Annotated in this window: 18 protein-coding genes and 6 pseudogenes; 17 read left to right on the forward strand and 7 right to left on the reverse strand. The window is 67.5% G+C overall.

What is annotated here, in order from left to right; all coding sequences use genetic code 11:
- The first annotated feature begins 683 nt into the window (after positions 1-683).
- The 3 genes and pseudogenes from OG609_RS37235 to OG609_RS37245 form a co-directional block, all read left to right on the forward strand.
- Complete coding sequence (locus OG609_RS37235) at positions 684-1,847, forward strand: serine hydrolase domain-containing protein (protein WP_442818029.1); 1,164 nt, start codon at positions 684-686, stop codon at positions 1,845-1,847.
- A gap of 96 nt (positions 1,848-1,943) precedes the next feature.
- Positions 1,944-2,843 carry a UvrD-helicase domain-containing protein gene (locus OG609_RS37240; RefSeq protein WP_327276842.1) on the forward strand — a complete coding sequence of 300 codons (900 nt, stop codon included), beginning with the start codon at positions 1,944-1,946 and terminating at the stop codon, positions 2,841-2,843.
- Positions 2,844-3,102: 259 nt separating this feature from the next.
- Positions 3,103-3,309 (forward strand): annotated as a pseudogene (locus tag OG609_RS37245) (transposase); the annotation flags it as partial.
- A gap of 30 nt (positions 3,310-3,339) precedes the next feature.
- On the opposite strand, the pseudogene OG609_RS37250 reads toward OG609_RS37245, so the two are convergent.
- Positions 3,340-4,424: pseudogene (locus OG609_RS37250) on the reverse strand (integrase core domain-containing protein).
- 613 nt (positions 4,425-5,037) lie between these two features.
- Between OG609_RS37250 and OG609_RS37255 the strand changes: the two are divergent.
- The 4 genes and pseudogenes from OG609_RS37255 to OG609_RS46400 form a co-directional block, all read left to right on the forward strand.
- Positions 5,038-6,528 (forward strand): Dyp-type peroxidase, encoded by a 1,491-nt coding sequence (locus OG609_RS37255; RefSeq protein WP_327276843.1) that lies wholly within the window; start codon positions 5,038-5,040, stop codon positions 6,526-6,528.
- 16 nt (positions 6,529-6,544) lie between these two features.
- Positions 6,545-8,653, forward strand: a complete 2,109-nt coding sequence (locus OG609_RS37260; RefSeq protein WP_327276844.1) for a flavin monoamine oxidase family protein — start codon at positions 6,545-6,547, stop codon at positions 8,651-8,653.
- The gene (locus OG609_RS37265) at positions 8,653-10,497 is read left to right on the forward strand and encodes an alpha-keto acid decarboxylase family protein (protein WP_327276845.1); all 1,845 of its coding nucleotides are present in this window, start codon (positions 8,653-8,655) and stop codon (positions 10,495-10,497) included. The genes OG609_RS37260 and OG609_RS37265 overlap by 1 nt, the downstream gene beginning before the upstream one ends.
- 149 nt (positions 10,498-10,646) lie before the next feature.
- Positions 10,647-10,879, forward strand: a pseudogene (locus tag OG609_RS46400) (ISL3 family transposase); the annotation flags it as partial.
- Between the two features lie 142 nt (positions 10,880-11,021).
- Here OG609_RS46400 and OG609_RS37275 read toward each other — a convergent pair.
- The 5 genes and pseudogenes from OG609_RS37275 to OG609_RS37290 form a co-directional block, all read right to left on the reverse strand.
- A pseudogene (locus OG609_RS37275) lies at positions 11,022-11,351 on the reverse strand (helix-turn-helix domain-containing protein); the annotation flags it as partial.
- 812 nt (positions 11,352-12,163) lie between these two features.
- Positions 12,164-12,703 (reverse strand): annotated as a pseudogene (locus OG609_RS46405) (hypothetical protein); the annotation flags it as partial.
- Positions 12,700-13,002 (reverse strand): restriction endonuclease-related protein, encoded by a 303-nt coding sequence (locus tag OG609_RS37280; RefSeq protein WP_327276846.1) that lies wholly within the window; start codon positions 13,000-13,002, stop codon positions 12,700-12,702. The gene OG609_RS37280 and the pseudogene OG609_RS46405, both read right to left, overlap by 4 nt.
- A gap of 3 nt (positions 13,003-13,005) precedes the next feature.
- Positions 13,006-13,446: a hypothetical protein gene (locus tag OG609_RS37285; protein ID WP_327276847.1), complete on the reverse strand. Its 441-nt coding sequence runs from the start codon at positions 13,444-13,446 to the stop codon at positions 13,006-13,008.
- Between the two features lie 147 nt (positions 13,447-13,593).
- Entirely contained in the window at positions 13,594-13,899 is a 306-nt protein-coding gene (locus tag OG609_RS37290) for a hypothetical protein (RefSeq protein WP_327276848.1), read from the reverse strand.
- A 313-nt stretch (positions 13,900-14,212) separates the two neighbouring features.
- Between OG609_RS37290 and OG609_RS37295 the strand changes: the two are divergent.
- From OG609_RS37295 to OG609_RS37315, 5 genes and pseudogenes are all read left to right on the forward strand, one after another.
- Positions 14,213-14,503 (forward strand): annotated as a pseudogene (locus tag OG609_RS37295) (NUDIX hydrolase); the annotation flags it as partial.
- Positions 14,500-14,973 carry an NUDIX hydrolase gene (locus tag OG609_RS37300; protein ID WP_327276849.1) on the forward strand — a complete coding sequence of 158 codons (474 nt, stop codon included), beginning with the start codon at positions 14,500-14,502 and terminating at the stop codon, positions 14,971-14,973. The pseudogene OG609_RS37295 and the gene OG609_RS37300, both read left to right, overlap by 4 nt.
- Before the next feature lie 110 nt (positions 14,974-15,083).
- On the forward strand, positions 15,084-15,764 hold the full coding sequence (locus OG609_RS37305) for a hypothetical protein (protein ID WP_327276850.1): 681 nt from the start codon (positions 15,084-15,086) through the stop codon (positions 15,762-15,764).
- Positions 15,765-15,898: 134 nt separating this feature from the next.
- Positions 15,899-16,417, forward strand: coding sequence for a Fic family protein (locus OG609_RS37310; RefSeq protein ID WP_327276851.1), 519 nt, complete (start codon positions 15,899-15,901; stop codon positions 16,415-16,417).
- Positions 16,414-16,809: a DUF5958 family protein gene (locus OG609_RS37315; RefSeq protein ID WP_322108291.1), complete on the forward strand. Its 396-nt coding sequence runs from the start codon at positions 16,414-16,416 to the stop codon at positions 16,807-16,809. Before OG609_RS37310 ends, OG609_RS37315 begins: the two co-directional genes overlap by 4 nt.
- Positions 16,810-16,867: 58 nt before the next feature.
- Here the strand turns inward: OG609_RS37315 and OG609_RS37320 are convergent, their stop codons facing one another.
- A complete protein-coding gene (locus OG609_RS37320; RefSeq protein WP_322108290.1) occupies positions 16,868-17,434 on the reverse strand; it encodes a DUF4253 domain-containing protein in 567 nt (188 codons plus the stop codon).
- 496 nt (positions 17,435-17,930) lie between these two features.
- On the opposite strand from OG609_RS37320, the gene OG609_RS37325 reads away from it, so the two are divergent.
- From OG609_RS37325 to OG609_RS37345, 5 genes are all read left to right on the forward strand, one after another.
- Positions 17,931-18,515, forward strand: coding sequence for a hypothetical protein (locus OG609_RS37325; RefSeq protein WP_327276852.1), 585 nt, complete (start codon positions 17,931-17,933; stop codon positions 18,513-18,515).
- Between the two features lie 31 nt (positions 18,516-18,546).
- Positions 18,547-19,035, forward strand: coding sequence for a DUF4265 domain-containing protein (locus tag OG609_RS37330; protein ID WP_327276853.1), 489 nt, complete (start codon positions 18,547-18,549; stop codon positions 19,033-19,035).
- 225 nt (positions 19,036-19,260) lie between these two features.
- On the forward strand, positions 19,261-19,968 hold the full coding sequence (locus tag OG609_RS37335; RefSeq protein WP_327276854.1) for a YwqG family protein: 708 nt from the start codon (positions 19,261-19,263) through the stop codon (positions 19,966-19,968).
- Positions 19,968-20,165: a hypothetical protein gene (locus OG609_RS37340; RefSeq protein WP_322108287.1), complete on the forward strand. Its 198-nt coding sequence runs from the start codon at positions 19,968-19,970 to the stop codon at positions 20,163-20,165. Before OG609_RS37335 ends, OG609_RS37340 begins: the two co-directional genes overlap by 1 nt.
- An 81-nt stretch (positions 20,166-20,246) precedes the next feature.
- Positions 20,247-21,128 carry a hypothetical protein gene (locus OG609_RS37345; RefSeq protein WP_327276855.1) on the forward strand — a complete coding sequence of 294 codons (882 nt, stop codon included), beginning with the start codon at positions 20,247-20,249 and terminating at the stop codon, positions 21,126-21,128.

Below are 21,128 nucleotides of genomic sequence, written 5' to 3' on the forward strand. Positions count from 1 at the left end.
AGTTCCCATAGCCGGGCCTGCCCCGGCGGACGGCCGACAACTCCGGCGCGGTGGAGGTCTCGTGGGCTGCCGTCTGGCGCCCGATCGCCCTCGGAGTGCGCGGCGCCGACGCGGGAATCCGCGGCGATGACGCTGCGGGCGCGTGACGAGCAGGGGCCGCCGATCCCGTGCCGCGCCGAGTGATTGTGCGGACGCGGTGACGGCAGCGCCCGCTTCCAAGGCGCAGCGACCGCGCCGACCGGCGACGCGAGCCCGTCGGCCGGCCCCGGTCCGGGACCTCTTGAGTCCATCTGGATGCCGTCCACCGCGTGGGTGTGCCGGGTGTACGGGCCGAGGTGCGCGAGGCCGGCCGGATATGACGCGGCGCGTCCGGGATCGCCGATGCGGATTCCTCAGGGAAGCCGCAGCACCAGCCCATCGACGACGCGCTGACGGCTGTGTACCGGGAAGCGACGCGCGGCAGATGAACGGCCCGGGTGAAGAGTGGCGCGCAGGACCCGGGCTCCGACCAGCGGGGTCAGAGCGCCGCGTGCTCGGCGGCGTACTCGGCGGCGGCGCCCGGTCCCGGGGGGTAGCCCTACCTGGAGCCCGCCGGGTAGCGGGATCGTCCGGGGCGGTCGCATCCGGAAATACTGGTTCCGGCACATACCGCTGTTTCCCATTGTTTGTAGAGGAGTTGGCTCGTGCGCGAGCAGGCATGGCAGAGGGTTCGTTCTTCCGGGCAGCGGCGGGGCCGCCGGCGCGGAGCCGCGGCCGCAATGGTCGTGGGCGTCTTGACGGTGGGTGTACTGGCATCGCCCGCGGCGTCCGCCGCCCCCGGGCCGGACACCGTCCAGCAGGGCCTGAACGCACTGCTGCACTCCGATGGCCTGCCCGCCGCGCTGGCGAGCGTCACGGACCGTGCGGGGCATACCGGTACCTACACCGCAGGAGTCGGCGATCTGGCCACCGGCTCGAAGGTGCCCAGGGACGGGCAGGTGCGGATCGGCAGCAACACCAAGACGTTCACCGCGGTGGTCGTGCTGCAACTGGTCGGCGAAGGGAAGATCCGCCTCGACGCACCGGTCGACGCCTATCTGCCGGGGCTGGTACACGGGGAGGGCATCGACGGACGCCGCATTACTGTCCGTCAGCTCCTCCAGCACACCAGCGGACTCCCCAATTACAGCAACTACCTCGGCGACGACGTCCGGTATTTCGCCCCCCGCGAGCTTCTCGGCATCGCTCTCCAGCACAAGGCCGACTTCGACCCCGGGGAGGGCTGGAAGTACAGCAACACGAACTACGTGCTGGCCGGGCTGATCGTCGAGAAGGTCACCCGCCACACTCTCGCCAGTGAGATGGACCGGCGCATCATCAAGCGTATCGGTCTGCACCACACCTACTTCCCGGCCCCGGGCGACGCCACCATCCGTGAGGCCCACCCCAAGGGCTACTACCGGGTTTCGGCCGACGCGCCGTTGGTCGATGTCACGGAGATCGACCCTTCCTGGGGGTGGGCCGCAGGTCAGTTGGTCTCCACCGACTCCGATCTCAACCGGTTCTTCACCGCGCTCCTGTCCGGCGACCTCCTCCAGGAAGCCCAGCTCACCCAGATGCGCACCGGCACCGAACCCGCCGACGCCACTTTCGGCCCCGGCGCACGCTACGGACTGGGGCTCGTGAGCAAACCACTGCCGTGCGGCGGCCTCTACTGGGGCCATAGCGGCAGCTTCCCGGGTTACGAGACCAGGGGAGGCGCCACCGACGACGGCCGCGCCGCCAACGTCGCAGTCACCATGCAGCTGTCCGACGAGGCGGCCAGGAAGCGTGTCGACCATGTCGTGAACAGGGCCCTGTGCCGCTGAGCCACGCCTGACAGCGCTCCTGCGGCCACGCCTGACAGCGGTCCGCCCGCACCGGCCGGGGGCGCTCCAGGACAGTGCCGTTACCCGCGCAGGATCTTGGCGGTCTCGTTCAAGGTCGACGCAGCCCGCAATCTGCGGGAGCGAGTCCGCCGACGCTCCGGTCCGCGGTTCGCGTCCCGGTTCGACAGCTTCACCTTCCACGCTTTCGCCAAGCGCGTGATCGACAATTACCGCCCCGCACTGACCGGAATCAACGCCCTCAGACCTGACTACCGGATCGATCCCAACGACCGGATCCGCGGCGAGCAGATCACGTTCAAAGACCTCGTGCCCCTGGCGTTGGAGATCGTTGAGACCAACGCCTACGCCCGAGGAGGCATCCGCCAGACATACAGCCATGTCTTCCTCGACGAGGTCCAAGACTGCACCGGGCAGCAGTACCAGCTGATCAAGGCGGCATTCGGCGGTACGACGGCTGTCCTGACCGCGGTCGGCGACACTAAGCAGCGCATCATGGCCTGGGCTGGCGCCCTGGACGGGGTCATGCACACCTTCGCCGACGACTTCTCGGCCCACCCGCTTCCTCTATACCAGAACTTCCGCTCCGCACCCCGGCTGCGGCGGATGCAGAACCGGATGATCGCTCGGATGGACCCCGCGGCGGTCAGCCCCGACGACGAGTTGATCGGAGACGGCGGCGTCATCGAGGTGCTCGGCTTCAACACCGAGCACGACGAGGCGCGGGACCTCGCGGCGCTCATCGATGGCTGGCTCCGCGAGGGTACGGCCCCAAGCGAGATCGCCATCCTCGTCCGCCAGCTGCCGCACCTGGTCGCGGCGGCGCTTGGCAGTGAACTCGCAGACCGCGGCATTGCCTGTTCGTCCGACGCGGCCGACGGCATCGCAACACCGGCCGGCTCCTCGACGGACTCGTGCTCGATCGTCGTCTCGCTCACTTGGCGTCTCTCCTTGATCAGCAGATCCGCCGTTGATTAGACACTCCCTTTCCAGGGGATTGACAGGGCGAGATTCTTAAACTCCACGCCGAAGGCGGGTTCCGCGTCGTGCCAACCGTCCGGTTCACGGGGCCGCAACACCGCGTCTATCCGTGTCTCTTCGCCGGTCCAGCAGCGTCCTGGCACCTGTTCCTCGATGTGGAACCACTGGTCCAGTTTGCTAAGAGCTCGTAACACGATCTTGTTGAAGTGTGCTGGTGGGGCGTAACCGGTGTGACGATTCGGCCGTTCGGTGGGGTGTGGGTACTCGACCGTGGATCGTGGACGATGAGTTGTGGGCGCTGATCGAGCCGTTACTGCCTCCGTGGCCGGAGCGGTCCCCGGGGCCACGACCGGTGGCGGACCGGCTCTGCCTCCAGGGTGTCCTGTTCGTCCTCTATAACGACATAGCCTGGCAACTCCTGCCCGCAGAGCTGGGGTTCGGCTCGGGCCAGACCTGCTGGCGCCTGTGGGGCTCGAAAAGTCGTCGTTGCAGGTCACGCGGCGTATCGATACTCGTTGATGATGCCGCCGAGGACCCTGGTGCGGAGCAGGCTTCGGTCGTCGAGGTCGTGCACGGTTGCGGGCTGCTCGGTCGTGCTGGGCGGTAGCTGTTGCCGGGATCGGTGCGGCCGGTGTCCGTTGTAGTGGTCCTGGTAGTCAGTCAGGACCTTCCTGGCGTGTTTCTCGCCCAGGATCAGGACGTGGTCGAGGGCCTCGCGGCGGATGGTGCCGATCACGCGTTCGCAATGCGCGTTCATGCGCGGTGCCCGGGGCGCGCTGAGCAGCACCTGAGTGTCCTCGGCGGTGAAGACGGCATCGAAGGCGGTGGTGTACTTGCTGTCGCGGTCGCGTAGCAGGAACCGGGGCCCGGCGCCCCGCTTGCCGAGGTCGGCGGCGATGTTCCGGGCCTGTTGTGCCGCCCACTGCGCGGTGGGGTGCGCGGTCACCCCGGTGAGGTGCAGTCTCCGGGTGCCGTGCTCGATGAACGCCATCGCGTACAGGCGCTTGCCCCAGGCCGTGTCGATAGGGAAGAAGTCCGCGGCAAGGATCCCCTGAGCCTGCGCCGTGATCCGTCGCGCCAGGTGGGGCCGGAGCGGCGCGGGGCCGGGTCGATGCCTGCTGCGTGCAGGATCTCCCAGACCGTGGAGGCCGCGATGGGGTGCCCGAGTCGGGCCGGTTCGCCCTGGATGCGGCGGTGGCCCCAGCGGGGATTTTCATCGGCCAGGCGCAGCACGAGACTCTTGAGTGCGGCCGCCGTCGGCGGCCGTCCGGTGCGGGAGCCGTCGGCGGAGTAGTCCCACTTCCTGGCGATCAGTTTGCGGTGCCAGGCCAGCAAAGTGCCGGGGGTGACGGGGAAGACGGCGGCCCAGCGGCCACGCGGTATCAGCGAGCTGAGGGCGGCGAGCCAGAATCGGTCGGCCGGCTCATAGCGCACCCTGCCCTCCGCATGCCTGCGCAGGATGGCATTCTCGTGCCGCAGCACCAGCAGTTCGGCATCCTTGGCGGAGTCTCGACGCAGTAGGACCGCGGGGACGGACAACAGCGCGCGGGCGGTGCGGTAGAGCAGGGACACGATCATCAGGGCAGCATTACAAGTCCCCACCGACGACCCTGGAGGCGGGTGCTGACCAGCAGCGATGACTTTACGAGCCCCACAGGGTCTCGCTTTGGCCGGCCGTGCCGGAGCCCGGGACTCAAGCCACTCGATCCCTTCCCCGAACGGGCGGCACCGTGGACAGCCGTTTGCGTAACCTGCAGCTCGGTCAGCCGTGTGCGGTACCCCAAAGTGAGGGCGAGCGCCGGCCGCCGCATCTGTCTCCGCGACGCGGCCTGACACCTCACAACAGCCCCCTTGACCGCGCCCCGTACGAAGCGCTCGTCACCGCCGTCCTCGCGTGGAAGGACTCGCACCTCGAACCCCGCAACTGGTACCCAGGCGGCCGGCAGCGGCGGCTCGCGACGGCCCCGCAGGCCGCGGCCTCGGCCGGGTGCCGGTCCCCGTCCGCGCCTGCGCGGGGACGCTCCGCCCGGCGACGCCGTGTGACCCGCCTAGGGATGGCCTCCGTTTGACAGAGCTCAGGGCGACATAGTTACTTAAAGTGCCAAATTAGTTACTTTGTGTGATCGATGGTGATCGTGCCGTCCCCCTACGAATCTGCCGCTGCCCTCCACCCCACGCGAGGAGCCCCACCGTGACCACGACCCCCACCCGTCCCACCGCCGTCCCGTCCATCGAGCAGCTGCCCCAGCCGGAGCTGCGCGGGTCCACCGACATCCAGGGCAACATCCTGGCCGCGTTCAACAAGGACTTCATGGACTTCCGCTACCTGCGCTTCCCGGACGCCGCCAAGGGCCGCGGCTGGCTCTCCGCGATCCTCAACACCGTCGCCACAACCAACGAGACGGAAGACTTCAACGAGCAGTTCTCGCTGGCCCGCCGGGCCTTCGGTCGCGACCCGTCGATCACCACCGTCCGCTGCGGGGTCTCCCTCACCTTCGAGGGCCTCGTGACGATCGCCAACAAACCCGATCAGATCAAGAAGGACCTCAGCACCTTCACGTCGTTCTGCGCGGGCGCGGCCGCACGGGCCAAGGACCTCGGGGACACCGGCGAGAGCGCCCCCAAGGCCTGGTTGTTCGGGGCCGGCACCGGCGACAAGGCCGTGCACGCGGTCCTCATCGTCGCTGCGGACACCGAGGCGCTGCTGAAGGAGAAGCTGAAGAACCTCGACACGGTCGAGCAGACCCACCAGATCACGCGCGTCCATGCGGACGAGGGCCGCACCCTGAAGGGCGATCTGAAGGGTCACGAGCACTTCGGCTACAAGGACGGCATCTCCCAGCCCGGCGTCAAGGACTTCCACCGCGAGGACGCCAGTCGCGAGGGCTTCCGCGACAACCACGCCGGGACCGAGCTGATCGAACCCGGCGAGTTCGTCTTCGGCTACAAGAGCGAACAGGGCGACCGGAAGGCGCCGGCGTGGATGAAGAACGGCTCCCTCCAAGTGGTGCGCCGCCTTCGCCAGGATGTCGCCGGCTGGAACAAGGCCGTGGTGGACGGCGCCAAGAACTTCACCGGCAACATGGACGCCAGCCGGCTCGGTGCCTGTCTGGTCGGCCGGGCCAAGGACGGCACACCGCTCGCCCCGCCGTGCAGCGCCGTGACCGGCCTCGGCTCGGACCGGAACGGTTTCGACTACGCGAACGACCCCATCGGCCGGCACACCCCCTGGGCCGCGCACATCCGCCGCACCCATCCGCGTGCCTTCGACGGAATCGTCGACAAGAAGCCGAAGAGCCACCGTCTGATGCGCCGCGGCATTCCGTACGGCCCTGAGTTCAAAGGCGGCCCGGACGACGGCAAGGACCGCGGGTTGATGTTCGTCTGCTACGGCACCTCGCTGGAAGAGCAGTTCGAACTGGTCCAGCGGCACTGGTCCAACGACGACGCGTTCACCCCCGGGGAAAGCCAGTCAGACGAGGTGGTCGCCAACGGCTTCGACAAGGTCACCGGCCTCGCCGGCAAGGCCTCGATCGAGCTCGCGGACGGCACCTTCGGCACGGTCGACATGAAGCGCTTCGTCCGCACCGCGGGCGCGCTCTACGCCTTCACCCCCTCGATCAGCACGCTGCGGCTGCTCGCCGAGGGCGAGGACCTTCCCAACAAGTCAATCGGCTCCTGAGCGGCGAGGAGAAGCCATGAACGAGAGACCCACCGTCGAGGGCACGCTCAACGACCGCGCCCGCCAGCAGACTTGCTGGCAGCTGGCCCGCGAGCTGCTGCTGGTCGGTCCGGACGACAAGGACCTGAAGCTTCGCTACCTCGACGTCCTGATCAAGGAGGGCATCCCGGAGACCGACGAGCCCAAGGACGTGCTGATCGTCGGCGCCGGGATCGCTGGTCTGGTTGCCGGGAAGCTGCTCAAGGACGCCGGGCACAACGTCACCATCCTGGAGGCCAACGCCAACCGGGTCGGCGGGCGGATCAAGACCTTCCGCTCCACCGATGACGAGCAGGACGGCCCGTTCTACGACCCGGTGCAGTACGGGGAGGCCGGAGCGATGCGGCTGCCCAGCTTCCACCCGCTCACCCTGGCCCTGGTCGACACACTCGGCCTGAAACGGCAGCTGTTCTGCAACGTCGACGTCGATCCCGACACCGGCAACCAGAACACGCCCGTCCCGCCGGTGGTCTACGAGTCCTTTGAGGACGGCAAGGTCTGGAAGTACGGCGAGGACAGCCCGGACTTCCGCGAGCCGGTCAAGCGCTTCAACAGCTGGATCCGCACCAACCGGATCCAGGCCCGCCGCAGCGAGTACGCCGCCGACCCGAGCAGCGTCAACGAGGGCTTCCACCTCACCGGCGACGAGGTGCGGATCACAGCCGGCGAGATGGTCAACCAGGCGCTGGAGCCGGTCCGCGACTACTACTCGTACATCGAGAACGGCAAGCGGGTGCGCAAGCCGTTCGCCGAGTGGCTGGACGGCTGGGCCCGGGTGATCCGCGACTTCGACGACTACTCGATGGGCCGCTTCCTGCGCGAGTACGCGGGTTTCAGTGACGAGGCCATCGAGGCGATCGGCACGATCGAGAACATGACGTCGCGGCTGCACCTGTCCTTCTTCCACACCTTCCTGGGCCGCAGCGACATCAACCCGGACGCCACCTACTGGGAGATCGAGGGCGGCAGCTGGCAGCTGCCCTACGCCCTCGCCGATGAGCTCCAGGACGAGCTCGAAATGGGCGAGCGGATGATCCGGATGGAGTACTGGGACCCGCGCCGCGACGGCGGGGCCGGCCAAGACGTCGGGCCGAACGGGCCCCAGGTCGCCGTCCACACCGTTCCCGAGGGCGACCCAGAGGCCGAACCCACGGTATGGAAGGGCGACTTCGCGATCGTCACCGTCCCGTTCTCCGCGCTGCGGTTCGTCCAGGTCTCGCCCCCGTACTCGTACAAGAAGCGCCGGGCGATCATCGAGACACACTACGACCAGGCCACCAAAGTGCTGCTGGAGTTCTCCCGCCGGTGGTGGGAGTTCACCGAGGCAGACTGGAAGGACGAACTCGACTCCATCGAGCCCGGCCTGTACGAGTACTACCAGCGGACCGGCGAGGAGGACGCCGAAGCGGCCGCGCTGGCCGCCCACAACGGGCACCGGCCACCGCCCAATCTACCGAGGGTACTGCTCGGCGCCCACCGGAGCGTGGACTCCAGCCGGATCAGCCAGGAGCAGTTGGAGGTCTTCCAGCACACTCCGCTGCGCCGGGCGATCGTGCGCCCCGCCACCAACTGCTTCGGCGGCGGTTCGACCACCGACAACCCGAACCGCTTCATGTACTACCCCTCGCACCCGGTGCCCGACAGCGACGGCGGCGGCGTGGTGCTGGCCAGCTACAGCTGGTCGGACGACGCGGTGCGCTGGGACTCGATGGCCGACGCCGAGCGGTACGTGTACGCGCTGCGCAACCTCCAGTCGGTGCACGGCCGGCGGATCGAGGTGTTCTACACCGGCTACGGCCAGACCCAGAGCTGGCTGCGCGACCCGTACGCCTTCGGCGAGGCGGCGGTGTACACCCCGCACCAGATGACCAGCTTCCACCTCGACGTGGTCAAGCGGGAGGGCCCGGTGCACTTCGCCGGCGAGCACGTCTCGCTCAAGCACGCCTGGATCGAGGGCGCGGTGGAGACCGCCGTCCGCGCGGCAATCGCCGTACACGAGGCACCCACACCACCACCCCGCGCCAAACCGGAGATCCGACCCGAGGCGCGGACCGGCCGCGCACGCAGAGCGGAGGTACTGAGCTGATGAGCGGCAACAGCGAATGGACGGTGGGCCGTTACCTGGCCACGAGACTTGAGCAGTTGGGCATCCGACACCTGTTCGGGGTGCCGGGCGACCATCTCGGCCCGTTCCTGACGATCATGCACGCCACCACCGGGGTGCGCTGGGTCGGCACCCCGACCGAGATCGGTGGCGGCTACGCCGCCGACGCCTACGCCCGGGTGCGGGCCGCCGACGCCGACCTCGCCAAGGGCGAGCAGGGCGTCGCCGCAGTCGCGGTCACCTACGGCGTGGGCGCGTTCAGCCTGCTCAACCCGATCGGCGGCGCCTACGTCGAGTACGTGCCGGTAATCGCGATCAACGCGGCGCCGTCGTACGAGCAATGGATCAACTACCAAGCGGTCGGTCTGCTCACCTCGCACATGAGCCAGCGCCGGGAGAGCAATCTGGAGGTCTACCGGCAGGTCACGGTGGACGCGCAGGTGATCTCCAACCCCGGGCTCGCGCCCTCGCAGATTGACAGCGCGATCACCGCCGGCCTGACCGAGCGCAGGCCGGTCTACCTGGAGGTGATGGACGACCTCTGGAATGCCCCGTGCGCCGCACCGCAGGGCGAACTCCGCCGCCAGGAACGACCGTTCACAAAGAAGAACGAGGAAATGCTCGCCAAGGCGGTGGAGGCCTCGGTGAAGCTGGTCGAACGGCTCGGCACGCCGGTGCTGTGGGCGGGCGAGGAGATCGAGCGCAACCGGCTGGAGCGGGAGCTGGTCTCGCTGGTGCAGCTGACCGGCATCCCGTTCTGCACCACCGTCGGCGCGAAGTCCGTGGTCTCCGAGAACACCCCGGGCTTCACAGGCGTCTACAACGGCAAGGCGAGCCTGCCGGAGGTACGCAAGGCCTTCACGGCCGCCGGGTGCCGGATCGGCCTGGGCACCTGGTCGACGTCGAAGAACCTCGGCGGCGAGAAGTCGATCGGCGACGACTGGATCGTGGCCGCCCACGAGGGCGTCAGCGTCGGCGCGCAGTACTTCCCGGACGTCCAGCTGGCGCGGTTCGTCCCGGCACTGCGGGACGCGCTGGGTGTCACTTTCGGCAAGCGGGCGTTCGAAACCGACCTCTTCGCGCTGGCACACGCCAAGGACCGGCAGGTCCCAGCGAGCACGATCGCCTTCCTGACCAGCCTGAGCAGCACGGACTACCCCGAGGAACTCACGTACGACGGGTTCTTCCAGCACATGAACGCCTTCCTGCTGAGCCAGGCGCAAGGCGACGGCCCGGAGGCCACCTCGCCGTTCACGGTGGTCTCGGACGCAGCGTTCGCACTGCTGGGCTCGATGAATCTACAGATGGCGGAGCGGGCGAGCTTCGTGGCACAGAACAGCTGGCTGTCCATCGGCTACTCGGTCGGCGCGGCCACCGGGGTGGCGCTGGCCCGCCAGCAGCCGCTCAAGCGGCCGCTGGTGTTCGTCGGGGACGGCTCGTTCCAGGAGATCTGCCAGGAGCTGTCCACGCACGTGCGCCACCACCTCCGGCCGGTGGTCTTCGTCCTGGACAACGAGGGCTTCTACGGCATCGAGCAGATGCTGGTCAGCCCCTGCTACTACAAGGAGAAGCCGTCCGACGGGGCCGACTTCTACAACGTGCTGCACCCGTGGCAGTACGAGAAGCTGGCGGAGGTCTTCGGCTCGGAGAAGGACCGGATGCACGGGCGGGAGCTCACCACCCACACCGAGCTGGAGTCACTGCTGCTCGACATCGCCGATCCGGGCAGTGACATCAACCACGCCCCGATCCTGGTCCGGGTCCGGCTCAACCGGCACGACTACCCGCGGGCCCTCCAGTACAAGATCGACGAAAAGTGCAAATAGCCGCCGTACGGCGCACCGGCCCCGGTCCAAGGATCGGGGCCGGTGCGCGCTGCGTCCGTGCTCAGCGAACTGATGGTCCGCGCCCCCTGGCGCAGGACCGGCACCGCCCGCCAGCTCCACGACGAACTGCTCGCGGCCCGGCCCGAGTTCGCCAAGGCGAACAGCTCCCCGAGTGGCTCGACGCCGTCCGCCAAGACGACCCGCCCGGCCTCCGCACCCTCGCTGCGGGCCACGATCGCGACGTTGTCGTCGCCGGCCTGACCCTGCCCTGGAGTTAGGCGTCGTCAAGGGCCACGTCAACCGAATCACGATACTCAAACGCCAGATGTTCGGCCCAGCCGGCTTCGCCCTACTCCGTCAACGCGTCCTGCTCTACTCGTGAAGCACAGGTCAGACCACACGGTCAAGGAGCCCGAAGCCCTCCGGGAACAGTTCCAAGAACTCCCGCCGCACGGGGTCGGACTCCGCTTCGGCCATCGTCCCGAGCAGGTCGATCAATTCGCTCCGCTGGCCGCTCGACAACCGTCGCCCAGGCGATCGCACTCGCTGAGGGTGCCGTCCAGGAGCACGTAGTCGGGGTTGTGCTCGCGCAGGGTCTTGAGCATGCCCGGCGCCCGGCCGGCCAGGAGGTGGACGACCGCGGCGGTGTAGACGTGGGCGGTGCCCACGGATATGCCGAAGCCGGCCGCGATCTCGGCGAGGCTGTCGTGCCTGCGCAGGCAGGCGAGAGCGACGAGAGCACGCTGGTGTGGCGGGAGGTTGCAGCGACGGTCACCCTCACGGGTGACGATGAGCATCGTGACCCACTCGACCAGCGCATGAGGCAGGTCGAGTGCGGCAGGATAGGGAACCAACAGGGCTCCTGGCCGGCAGGTTGAGACTTCGAACACCTCACCCAACGGCTGCTGGCGAGGAGGGCGGCTGGCGTCGCCACCCAGACCTGCGCCGTCGGGATTCGGCGTACAGCTGCCTGTGCCGGGCACACCGCGAGAAGCGGACAGTCGACAATCGGTGCTCGCTTGCCCGAGGTGTCGACGCGGAGCCTGTCTCGGCAGGGGCGCTCATCCATCGAGAGCGGCGTGGCAACGGGACCGGAAGGTTCCAGAAGACTGTCCAGCAGACAGATGTCGGTCGTGAAGGCAGCTACCTCGTCGTTGCCGTCCGGGAGGGGCGTCGCCTGGCCGTTGTCCGGTACGTAGAGAAGGTCGTCCCAGTAGCGTGCCACGTGCGCGGGGCGGTTCCTGTGGCCGATCAACGGGACGGCGTCGATGCCCAGAGTCCGGAAGAAGCGGACCTTCTCCAGCGCGTTCCCGACGGAGGAGACCAGGTACCCGACCCTGAGCCCGCGGGCGGTACAGATCTTGACCAGAACGTCGTTGAAGGTGGTCTTCCCCGAGTTCATCAGGCCCACGACCTGAGCCAGTCCGTCGATTGTGAAGACACCGAGGCCGTCTGTCAGGCATCCGGCTTCACTGTCCGTGCGAGAAAAGACCATCCTCTCCACACGGCCAGTGAAGTTCTCCGTACGGTATCGCTCGCTTGTACTGAGCCGCTGATCCATCTCCTTGGCCGCTTGGCGGAAGTCGTCCTCCGTAAGTTGCGGGAAGGGACGCCTGGTTCTGTGCGTCTTCGGTTCCAGACGACGCTCGGGTACGGTCTCCTCCAGCCAGTCAGGAATCCGGAACCGGACGATGCTGCCGTCCGCTCGCTTGAGCCGCACCCGCATCCCCGGTGACGCGGGTTCATGACCCGCCTCCACCTTGTAGGCCACGGGCACCGACATCGCATCCCGGTACGCCTGCTCCCGCTCCGGCAGCGTAGAACTTCCCCGACGACGAAGCACGCTGCCGTGGACCACGCGCGTCCCGGCACCCTCGTCAAGCTGGAACAACCGCAAGTGGGCAGGCACCTTGCAGTAGTCATTGAGACGCAGCCTCCACTGTCCGCCCCGCGCCGTAGGCCCCATGCGGCGACGCACGTTCCGCACGACCGTCTCGGTGCCGGCACCCGGCAGGGTGTACCCGTCGAGCAACTTGCGCATCAGGGTGGCCGGCTGGCCGGGCGCGTACTCGGACAGGAAGAACAGCCCGAGCTCGACCCGGAAGAACTCACGGACCGACAAGAAGGGCTTGATGGCCTCGGCCACGCCTGACGACGACGCCTTGCTTTCCAGCGCTTCGAGCCAGCCTTCAATATCCCGGCTCATCGGCGTCGCCGCCCGTCATGCGCCAGTGCGGCGGCGACGAACGCATTCTCACTCATGATCTCGATGCCCTGTACGCGCCCTTGCAGCGAAGTGGCGAGGTCATCCACGTAGTCGGGCTGTTCAAAGCGGTGCTGTGCGATGACGAGGATCCGCCGCTGCGACGCAGCACGTGGGTTCCAACGAAACGAGCGCCCGAGAAGTGTGGCGCTGGCGTGATCCTTCACGTCGGCGGCCCACCACTCACCGACTCCCATCTTCCCGGTACCTTCGAAGTCGATGGCCACGTCCACCGCGTCCATGCCCTACCAGGGGCGCAGGCGCTGTCCGAATTCCGGCTCCAGGGCAGCAAACGTCCGTTGCTCGGCCAGCCCGGGATCGTGGAAGAAGCGCCGAACAGCCCTGTTCTGCACAAAGTATTCGGACATGGTCTCCACAGTTCGGGCAACCGGACCGCCCGTGCAGCCCGGCGTGCCGCAGTCACGCTGACCGGAGACCGGGTTCTCGCAGCCATCGCAGAAGCTGAGTACGACGGCGCTGCTGGCCGGCTGAGCCCGGTAGCACTGACTGAACCAGTGCTTCAACCACGGCTGCCCGTTGGCGTCCTTGGCGGGGAAGGCCCGTAGCAGACCCAGAAGATCGATGTCGGAGGCGACCGCGTGCTTCGTCAGAAAGCCCCGGAGCTGAACGTAGTTGTCCTGGACCTCCCGTTCGGTCTCCCCGTTTCGGTCGGCCACGGCGATCATCAGCTCGTAGCACCGATTCTCGACCAGTTCCGCTTCGGGGTCCTTGGACAGCAGGAGCCGCGCGGCTTGTTCGGCAAAGGCCGACGGCCGACCGTTCTCGATCAGAAGGAGCTCGGAATCGCTCTGAGCGATACACAGAGACAGGGGTCATTGCCCGAGAGGCACGCGGCACAAGCGGAAAGCATCCGCATGCGAGCCCACCTCGCGGCAGCCGTCCTCCAACGCCCTCCAGAGCAGGCGCGTTACACCGGCCTTCCATGCCGAGGGAAAGCCCGTGGGGTCGCCGGACGGCTGAGCTGAGCTCCACAGCGCTTTCTGCTGGTTGGCCTGAATCCCCGCCAGACCCGCTGCCAGCAGTTCGAGCGTCATGTAGTCGTCGGCCAGGTCAGGAGACACCTGCTTCAAACGTGACAGCCGTGCCGGATCCCCCGGCAGCGTTGCGTGGGCGGCCAAGAGAACCCCTCAATGATCACCAAATGCCACTGAATCATAGCAGAGAGTAGTCGATGGCTGCTGTCGGAACCGCCTGTGCGGCGCATGGTTCCGGGGCTTCTTGTGGCAACGCGGGCCGACTTGTCGAGTCTCGAAGGCCACCGCAAATGGGCTGTGAATGCCGGGGAGCGGCTCGTACGTGTGCCGAGAAGACCGCGATCTCGAACGGCCAGCCGGTTCCGTCCCCAGGGCTGCTGAGAGAGGACGTCCCAGCAGGTATTGGGGCTGGGGGATGACCGAGGGGCAGGGATGCGGGAGATCGGGCTGCACTACGGCCGGTGTCATCAAGCCGGGAGGCAAGGCGGAGACCACTACCGTGCAGGAGACCTTGGACGAGACGGGTGTCCCCTGCGCGGTCCGGCAGCACCTCGGGAACCGGCTTCACCCCGTGACCGGAGTGCTGTGCGAGTACTTCCCTTGCGAGTACCTGGCGGGCGAAGCAAGCAACACCGACGCGGACGAGAACATCGACGTCATGTGGGTCCCCAGAAACTCGGTGCCCCGCTTCATCCCCGTCGATACGATCTTCCCACCCATCCTGGCCGTCCTGGAGGAGCAGACGTGACGCAGCAGAACACGGACGAGCGTCCGGGCATCGCCGCGGCCATCGTTGTCCACGAGAGGCGCGTACTCATGGTTCGGCGCCAGGTCAGCGAAGGCCAGCTCTCGTGGCAGTTCCCGGCCGGTGAAGTCGAGCCGGGCGAGGCCCGCGAAGACGCCGCCGTACGAGAGACCCAGGAGGAGACCGGGCTGGAGGTGGCCGCCGTGAAGCTGCTGGGCGAGCGGATCCACCCGAAGACGGGTCGGCTGATGTCGTACACGGCCTGCGAGGTGATGGGCGGCACCGCCCATGTCGCGGACACCGAGGAGCTGGCCGAGCTCGCTTGGGTCGCCCATGGCGAGATCCCGCAGTACGTGCCGTACGGGGTGTTCGAGCCGGTGCAGGAATACCTCGACGCAGCCCTGACTGCAACCCGAGAGGGATTCGGTCAGCAGTCTCATGTCCATGGCAGGCACCCTAATCAGGTGCACTGACAAGGGCGTCGCCTATTCAGTGGCGAGGGGCGTCGGAGCACTCTTTGGTTCTGTGTCGGGGGTCTCTCGATACTGAGTGGAGGCAGGGCAGCTACACACGGCAGAGTGGCATGGTGACTGAGCTGAGGGCACACACCCTGACCTGGGCGGAAGTAGATCCGTCGCGACACCCATTCGAGCTGGACGAGGGTGCGGCGCGGGAGTTGGCCGGTCTTGTCGCACCCTTGCTGCCCAGCCCCGAGGCGGCCGACGAATACCGCGGACGCTCGCTGGCCCGCGTCACCGAGTTCCTGGTGGACCGGTACGGCCGGTGGGCCTGCGGGTGGAACTGGTCGGTGGGTGAAGGCGACACCGACGGCGGGATCGTCGGCGTGTGGTGCTGCACGTCGCATTCGGTGTCGACGGCGGACGCGACCGCTCCGTTGGTCGTCGCGGCCCTGCTTGAGTGGCGTGATTGGCTAGAGGATCTGACAGAGCGTTTTGCCGCCCTGGCGCTGCCTTCGAGTTCGGCCGTGTCCTCGGCCTCGGTGGATCCCTGGCATTGGGAGCGGGCCTGCACGCGGCTGGTCACCGCGGTGGCCGACCGCACGCAGGCCGAGAGCGGCTGGTACGGGCACTGCGAGCAGGTGCTCGGATGGTTCCTCGCGTACAACGGCATCGATGAGGAACGAGCCAAGGAGATCGTGGAGGGCGCGGTCGGCGGCCGGTTCGGCAGTTGGATCGCACCTGACGTTCCGGTGATCGACGCGGTGAGCTCGCGGTTCGCCAGAGGCGTGGGCGGAATCAGATGACTTCCGGGCCCGGCCAACCGAAGGACAGCCTTGCCGACTGGCTGCTCATCCGGACGGAGATCTCCTGGCCATCCTGGCGCGACGCATGCCCCGTCTCTGGAGCACCGGCCCGCGACGGCTTCCGGAATTTCTTCATGGCAACGCGAGGCGGGCAGGACAGCGAGGGAACCGCGCGAGTACTGACCGCCCTCGACTTGGCCTTCGCCGACGCGGAGCAGGGCAGGCCGCTGACCTTCGCCCTCATGGCGAAGTGGCAGCGGACCGTGCTGGGCCACGACCTCGTTGGTTTCCGCACTATGCCGGCCTTCGCGAAGGGCGGACGGGAGCGCTACGGCCTCGCACCCGATACGCGGGCGCGATTCGAGCGATGTCTGTCCGAGAGCTCTCAACCTGGTCTGCCCCTCCCCCCACGCGCCGCCCGCACCTACCTCGACATCCTCTTCTTCCATCCGTTCGAGGACGGCAACGCCCGCGCGGCCATGCTGGCGTTGGCCTTCGTCCTGGCACGCGAAGGCGTCCTCCTCGACCAGGTTCACCCATTGCAGACCACGCGCTGGGCCGACGATGCCGAAGGCGCGGCCGATCTGGCGGTGCTGCTCGGAATCCTGATCACCGCGGCGGAGCGGCGTCCGTCCCACGGGAGGCAGTCATGAACGAACGCGACGTCCTGCTCAACGAGCTCGCGCAGGGGCTGCGCCCTATGTCAGAGGGCATCGAATGGTTCGACGGCCTTGGCCAGGAAGAGCAGTCCGAGGTGCTGCTGTTCCTGCGCCATCACTGCGTCCAGGCTCGCGCCGTCGCTGAGGACGCACCGGAGAGCATCTGCCGTGCCGGGCTGCGCCCGACGCATACGCCCGCAGTGCTGATCTCACGAGGACGGATCGACGAGCAACTGGGAAAGATCGCCAGCCTCACACCCCTCGACGAACGCCGCAAGGCGTTCAGGCTGCTGGTCGCAGTGCTCTCGATCGCCGACGCGCGGCGCCGCGAGCGCTTCTGCCCCAACGGCTGCAGTCACTGGTGGCACAGACTGTCCGTCGTCTGACAACCCAGCGCCGTACCTCTGAAGACCACTTCCCGGTTAAGCGCTTCTGGGGAGCGGATCAGTCCCACCAGAAGTCCCAGTAATGGGCCCCGGTGATCCGCTCGGCGTATGCGGCCAGCGTGTACGGCCGGCTGCCTTGCCAGATGTTGTCCGGGCAGAAGGCGAAGTGCTCGGCCGCGACCAGGAGAGCCTCATGCTCGTCCACCGGTGGCGCGGCGATGCTGAGGTGCAACGTGGAGAACCCGACCGCGACGACACGGGCGCCGAAGCGGTGTTCCCAGTCACGGAGGACGGCGGAGAACTTCGCGGTGTCGTTGTCGTAGTTGCAGGGTCCGTCCCAGCCCACGACCGCCAGCGCCTCCGCACCCGACGCTGCGGCGACCAGCCCCAGACGTGTCTGTGGGCGGTCGGCGAGGAACGCCTGCGCGTACTCGGAGGCCAGATGGTCGGGGTTGATCGCGGTCTCCCGGCTGGGCGCGAGGCCAGGCCAGGTCTGTCCGAACGGAGCCGTGACAGCGAGGCGCCTGTCGGTGTCGAGCATGTCGTCGTCTTCGTCGACGGCCGTGTAGGTCGCCCACCACTGTGCGAGGAGGCGGGCAGGGTCGTGGCTTGCCGGGGAGGACATCTGCTCGGGGAAGATTTCCCCAGATCCCCACGGGCGGAATTGGCCATCGCTCGGATCCAGCGAGTGAAGCAGCAGCGGCCACAGACCAGCGCGTGTGTGTTCGGCGTACACCCGCGTCCACAGCTCGCCCGTGGCCGAACCGTCACTGAGCCATAGAGGCTGCGCTTCCCCATCTCCCTCATCGGACGTGATCATCCGCCCAGGCGGAAGTGGGGAGTCGATGACGAATCGGGGCTCGACGTGCACGGGTGGATGCTAGCTGCGGAGGATTTCCGTAGGACTGGGTGGGGGCGGCTTGCGGTGCTCACGCCTCACCTCGACGAGCCCCTGGCCATACTCTGCTGCTGTCGAACCGCGGAGGAGACGTATGAGGCCCTCACCCGGCGTAGGCATTCACCCTGACCTTCCCGGCACTCTCGTTCACTTCACGGGACGCCCTCGAAGCATCGACGACCGTCCCCCGGCTCATGCGATTGGGACTGCCGAGGATCGACTGGTGGGCATCCTCCGTGAAGGGAAGATTCGCGGGAGTGTGCCGTACCGCCAGAGCCAGGCTGTGGTCTGCCTGGGCGAGCCCTCCGATGCCGCTCGTCGGGTCCTGCTTCGCGACGGCATTGGCCCGCGCGGGCCGTACGAGCCTTGGGCGCTTCTACTCGACCGCGAGGCTCTCATAGCCGCTGGCGCCCGGCCAGTGCTCTATCTCTCGGACGAGGAGTTGCTCGCGACTGATGGAATGCCAGCCCGATTCCGCGGTCGGCGAGTGCGCTACGAACCTGGCTCCGCGGATTGGCTGCACGAGCGCGAATGGCGGCTTACGTTCAACGACGACGAAACTCCCGACTTCGTACTCACGGCCGATGCCGTCGCGGGCGTCATCGTCGGCGAGCAGGGTTGGATGCCTCCGAGTAACTTCGATGAGCAACCCCTTCCTCACGAGCTCTTCAACTATCCAGAGGCTCTCGATGCGAAGCCACGATGGTGGTGGGACGGCAAGGATCTCGTGGCAGACGGAACATTCGCACTTCGCGAGCGGTATGAGTACGAGAAGTGGTTCCTCCTCGACTTCATGGGCCTCATCTGAACGATGATCGTCCCCTGTGGATGATGGTGTTGTGACGAGCATCAGTGGCGACCATGTGAAGGTCCACTTCCGGATGGATGTGGACGAGGGCGGCTGGCCGCCAGCGAGCGTCGAGAGCCTGTGGGCGGTGGACCTCGGTGACGGCACGGTGCGTTTGGACAACACTCCCTGGTTCGTACGCGGAGTCGCCAGCGACGACATCGTCCGGGTGGAGATCGACGATGAGGGCGTCCGCTGGGCTGGAGAGACGGTCCGATCCTCAGAGAACTGCACGATCCGGCTGATCGTGTTGAAGGACGGCGGCTCGGCTGCTGCCCGGCAGAGCGTTCTGGAGATCTTCCACAAGCTCGGCACGACGGGCGAGGGCATCGAGCGGTACCGGATGGTGGCGCTGGATGTCCCGCCGGAGGCGGACCTGCCGCGAATCCGCAAGCTCCTGGAACACGGTGCAGCGGAAGGCTGGTGGCACTGGGAGGAAGGGTGCGTCACCGCTGCTTGGAGGTCAACGGCCACGGACTGAGCGGCTGCGCGTGCTACTGGAGGGCCGCCGAGGTCTCTGTCAGTGGCGCCGTGCATGATCGGGCGCATGACACATGGTTCCCGGGATGCCCTTCGCTCCCTTGCCTTGCAGCATCTGACGCCCGGGGATGCCGAGAAGTGGATTGGTCTGCTTCGCCCTGGCGTGCGTCTTGAGGTAGCGACTGGCTCTGACGACGTGGCGGGTCGACTCGGTGGCCTTCCAGCCTTGCCGGCCGCCTCGGAGTGGCCGGTGTGGGAGGGGCATGGTCCGCTCTCCTTCGTCGCCTCGATCGATTGTGCGGGCGTACCGACGGCCGCAGTGGACATCGATCTACCCGAGGCTGGAACGCTGCTGTTCTTCTACTTCGACGGCCAGCTGGACGACGGCGAAGCTCTCGTTCTTGCTGAGGACCGGGAGAGCTGGGCGGGCGCCCGTGTGCTCTATGTGGCAGCTGGTGAGGAGGTCGTGGAACGTGGGACGCCTGACGGAGTCGAGTCGTACCCGGTGGTGCCGCTGACCGCGAGGCTGGAGATGACGGCGGCCGAGCCCTGGCATCCCCGGATTCGGAACGCCTTCGCTGCAGGTGCCCCGCTCGGGAACCGTTACGACCACCCGGTCTGCTCTCAGGAGTTCCTCGACGCCCTGTGGGAGTTCGACGACGAGGTCGGGCACCAGATCGGCGGCCACGCTCACTCGGTGCAGAACCCGGTCGAGATCGAGATCGCGGAGGCGGTCCTGGACGGCGAGGTGCCCTGGGACGACCCGCGGCTGTCCAAGGAGGCGGGCAGCTGGGTGCTGCTGGCCCAGTTCGACAGCGAGGACGCCTCAGACATGATGTGGGGCGATGCCGGAGCCCTGTACTGGCTGATCCGCCCGGAGGATCTCGCCGAGCGGCGCTTCGAGCGGGCGATGTTCACCTGGCAGTGCAGCTGATGACCGCCGCACCTCCCACTTGGGGAGTCCAGTACACGCTAAGCCTGCCGAGTAAGGACGCTGCCCGCGCCGCCGCGGCCGAGTTGTCCGGGATGGGGCACCGTCTGACGGCAGTGCGCGTCCACGATCACTTCCGGTTCGTTCCGTCGAGCTTCTGGTACGGCCAGCCGTCGATGGACCCGGAGCTGGAGGGGTGATGGCAGGTCTTCTCGCTGGCCATCTACAGCGGGTACGAGCGCATGGCTCTCGAACCGTTCTTTCGGAGTGAGCGGATTCGGGTGGCCCATGTAGCCCGTGCCCACGGCGGTTTTCAGCAGGGGTACAGCGAGGGGCATGCTGCGACTCTCGAAGGAGTCTTCACACGGAACGGCCTGGTCCATGAGCAGGCCGGCGCCAACGTCGCCCTGCCGAGTCCTCTGCCCAAGGATCCCGCGCGACCTCCAGCCGGACCGCCGTGGAAGGGCAGTGAGGTCGGTGAGCCCGCAGTGCTAGTCCAGGCCGTGGTGGCGGTCGCAGAGCGCATGTACGGCAGCGCGGAGGACGTTCCGGATGCCGTGGGGTGGCTGCTCGATGAGGAGTTCGCGTTCGGCGAGCCCTACGGGTCAACGGGCGAGTTCCTCGGCGATCTCGCGGATTCTGCGGCCCACCAAGGCACCTGCACCGACACGACCGTCGAGGCTGTCCCATTCCTCATGGAGCTGGTCTGCGATGACAATATCGCGCCCGGCAGCCGGCTGGTTCTGCTCGGCGACCTGTTGCGGCTCGCTGCTTCGGGGCCGGCAGCCGCAGTCTCCCTGGCCGATCGCATCACCGCACTCGGGGGCGCCTGGGAGGAGACTGCAGCTGAATATCTGACGCGGTGGGCCATCGGCAGCGAGCTGCCGAGACTGCTGTCCCGCTGGGAAGACGAGAGCGATGCCGTCCGATTCGCTCTCGCCGCCCTCACAGCGCTCTGTGGCACTCGTGACCGGCGCGCACTCTCAGGGCTGGCCGCTCTCCCGGCTCCAGCAGGCAGCCCCCGCGCCGACGCCGTGTCGCTCGTGGCAGCCCTGCTCAGTAACGACCGAGAAGGCTTGGTACCTGCACTGGACCGGCTGGCCTCCTGGTCGCCCCGCGTTGCAGAGAAGGCAGCCAGCCCGAACGTCACCGAGCCGAGATGA

This window comes from Streptomyces sp. NBC_01224, assembly GCF_036002945.1.
Classification (GTDB): domain Bacteria; phylum Actinomycetota; class Actinomycetes; order Streptomycetales; family Streptomycetaceae; genus Streptomyces.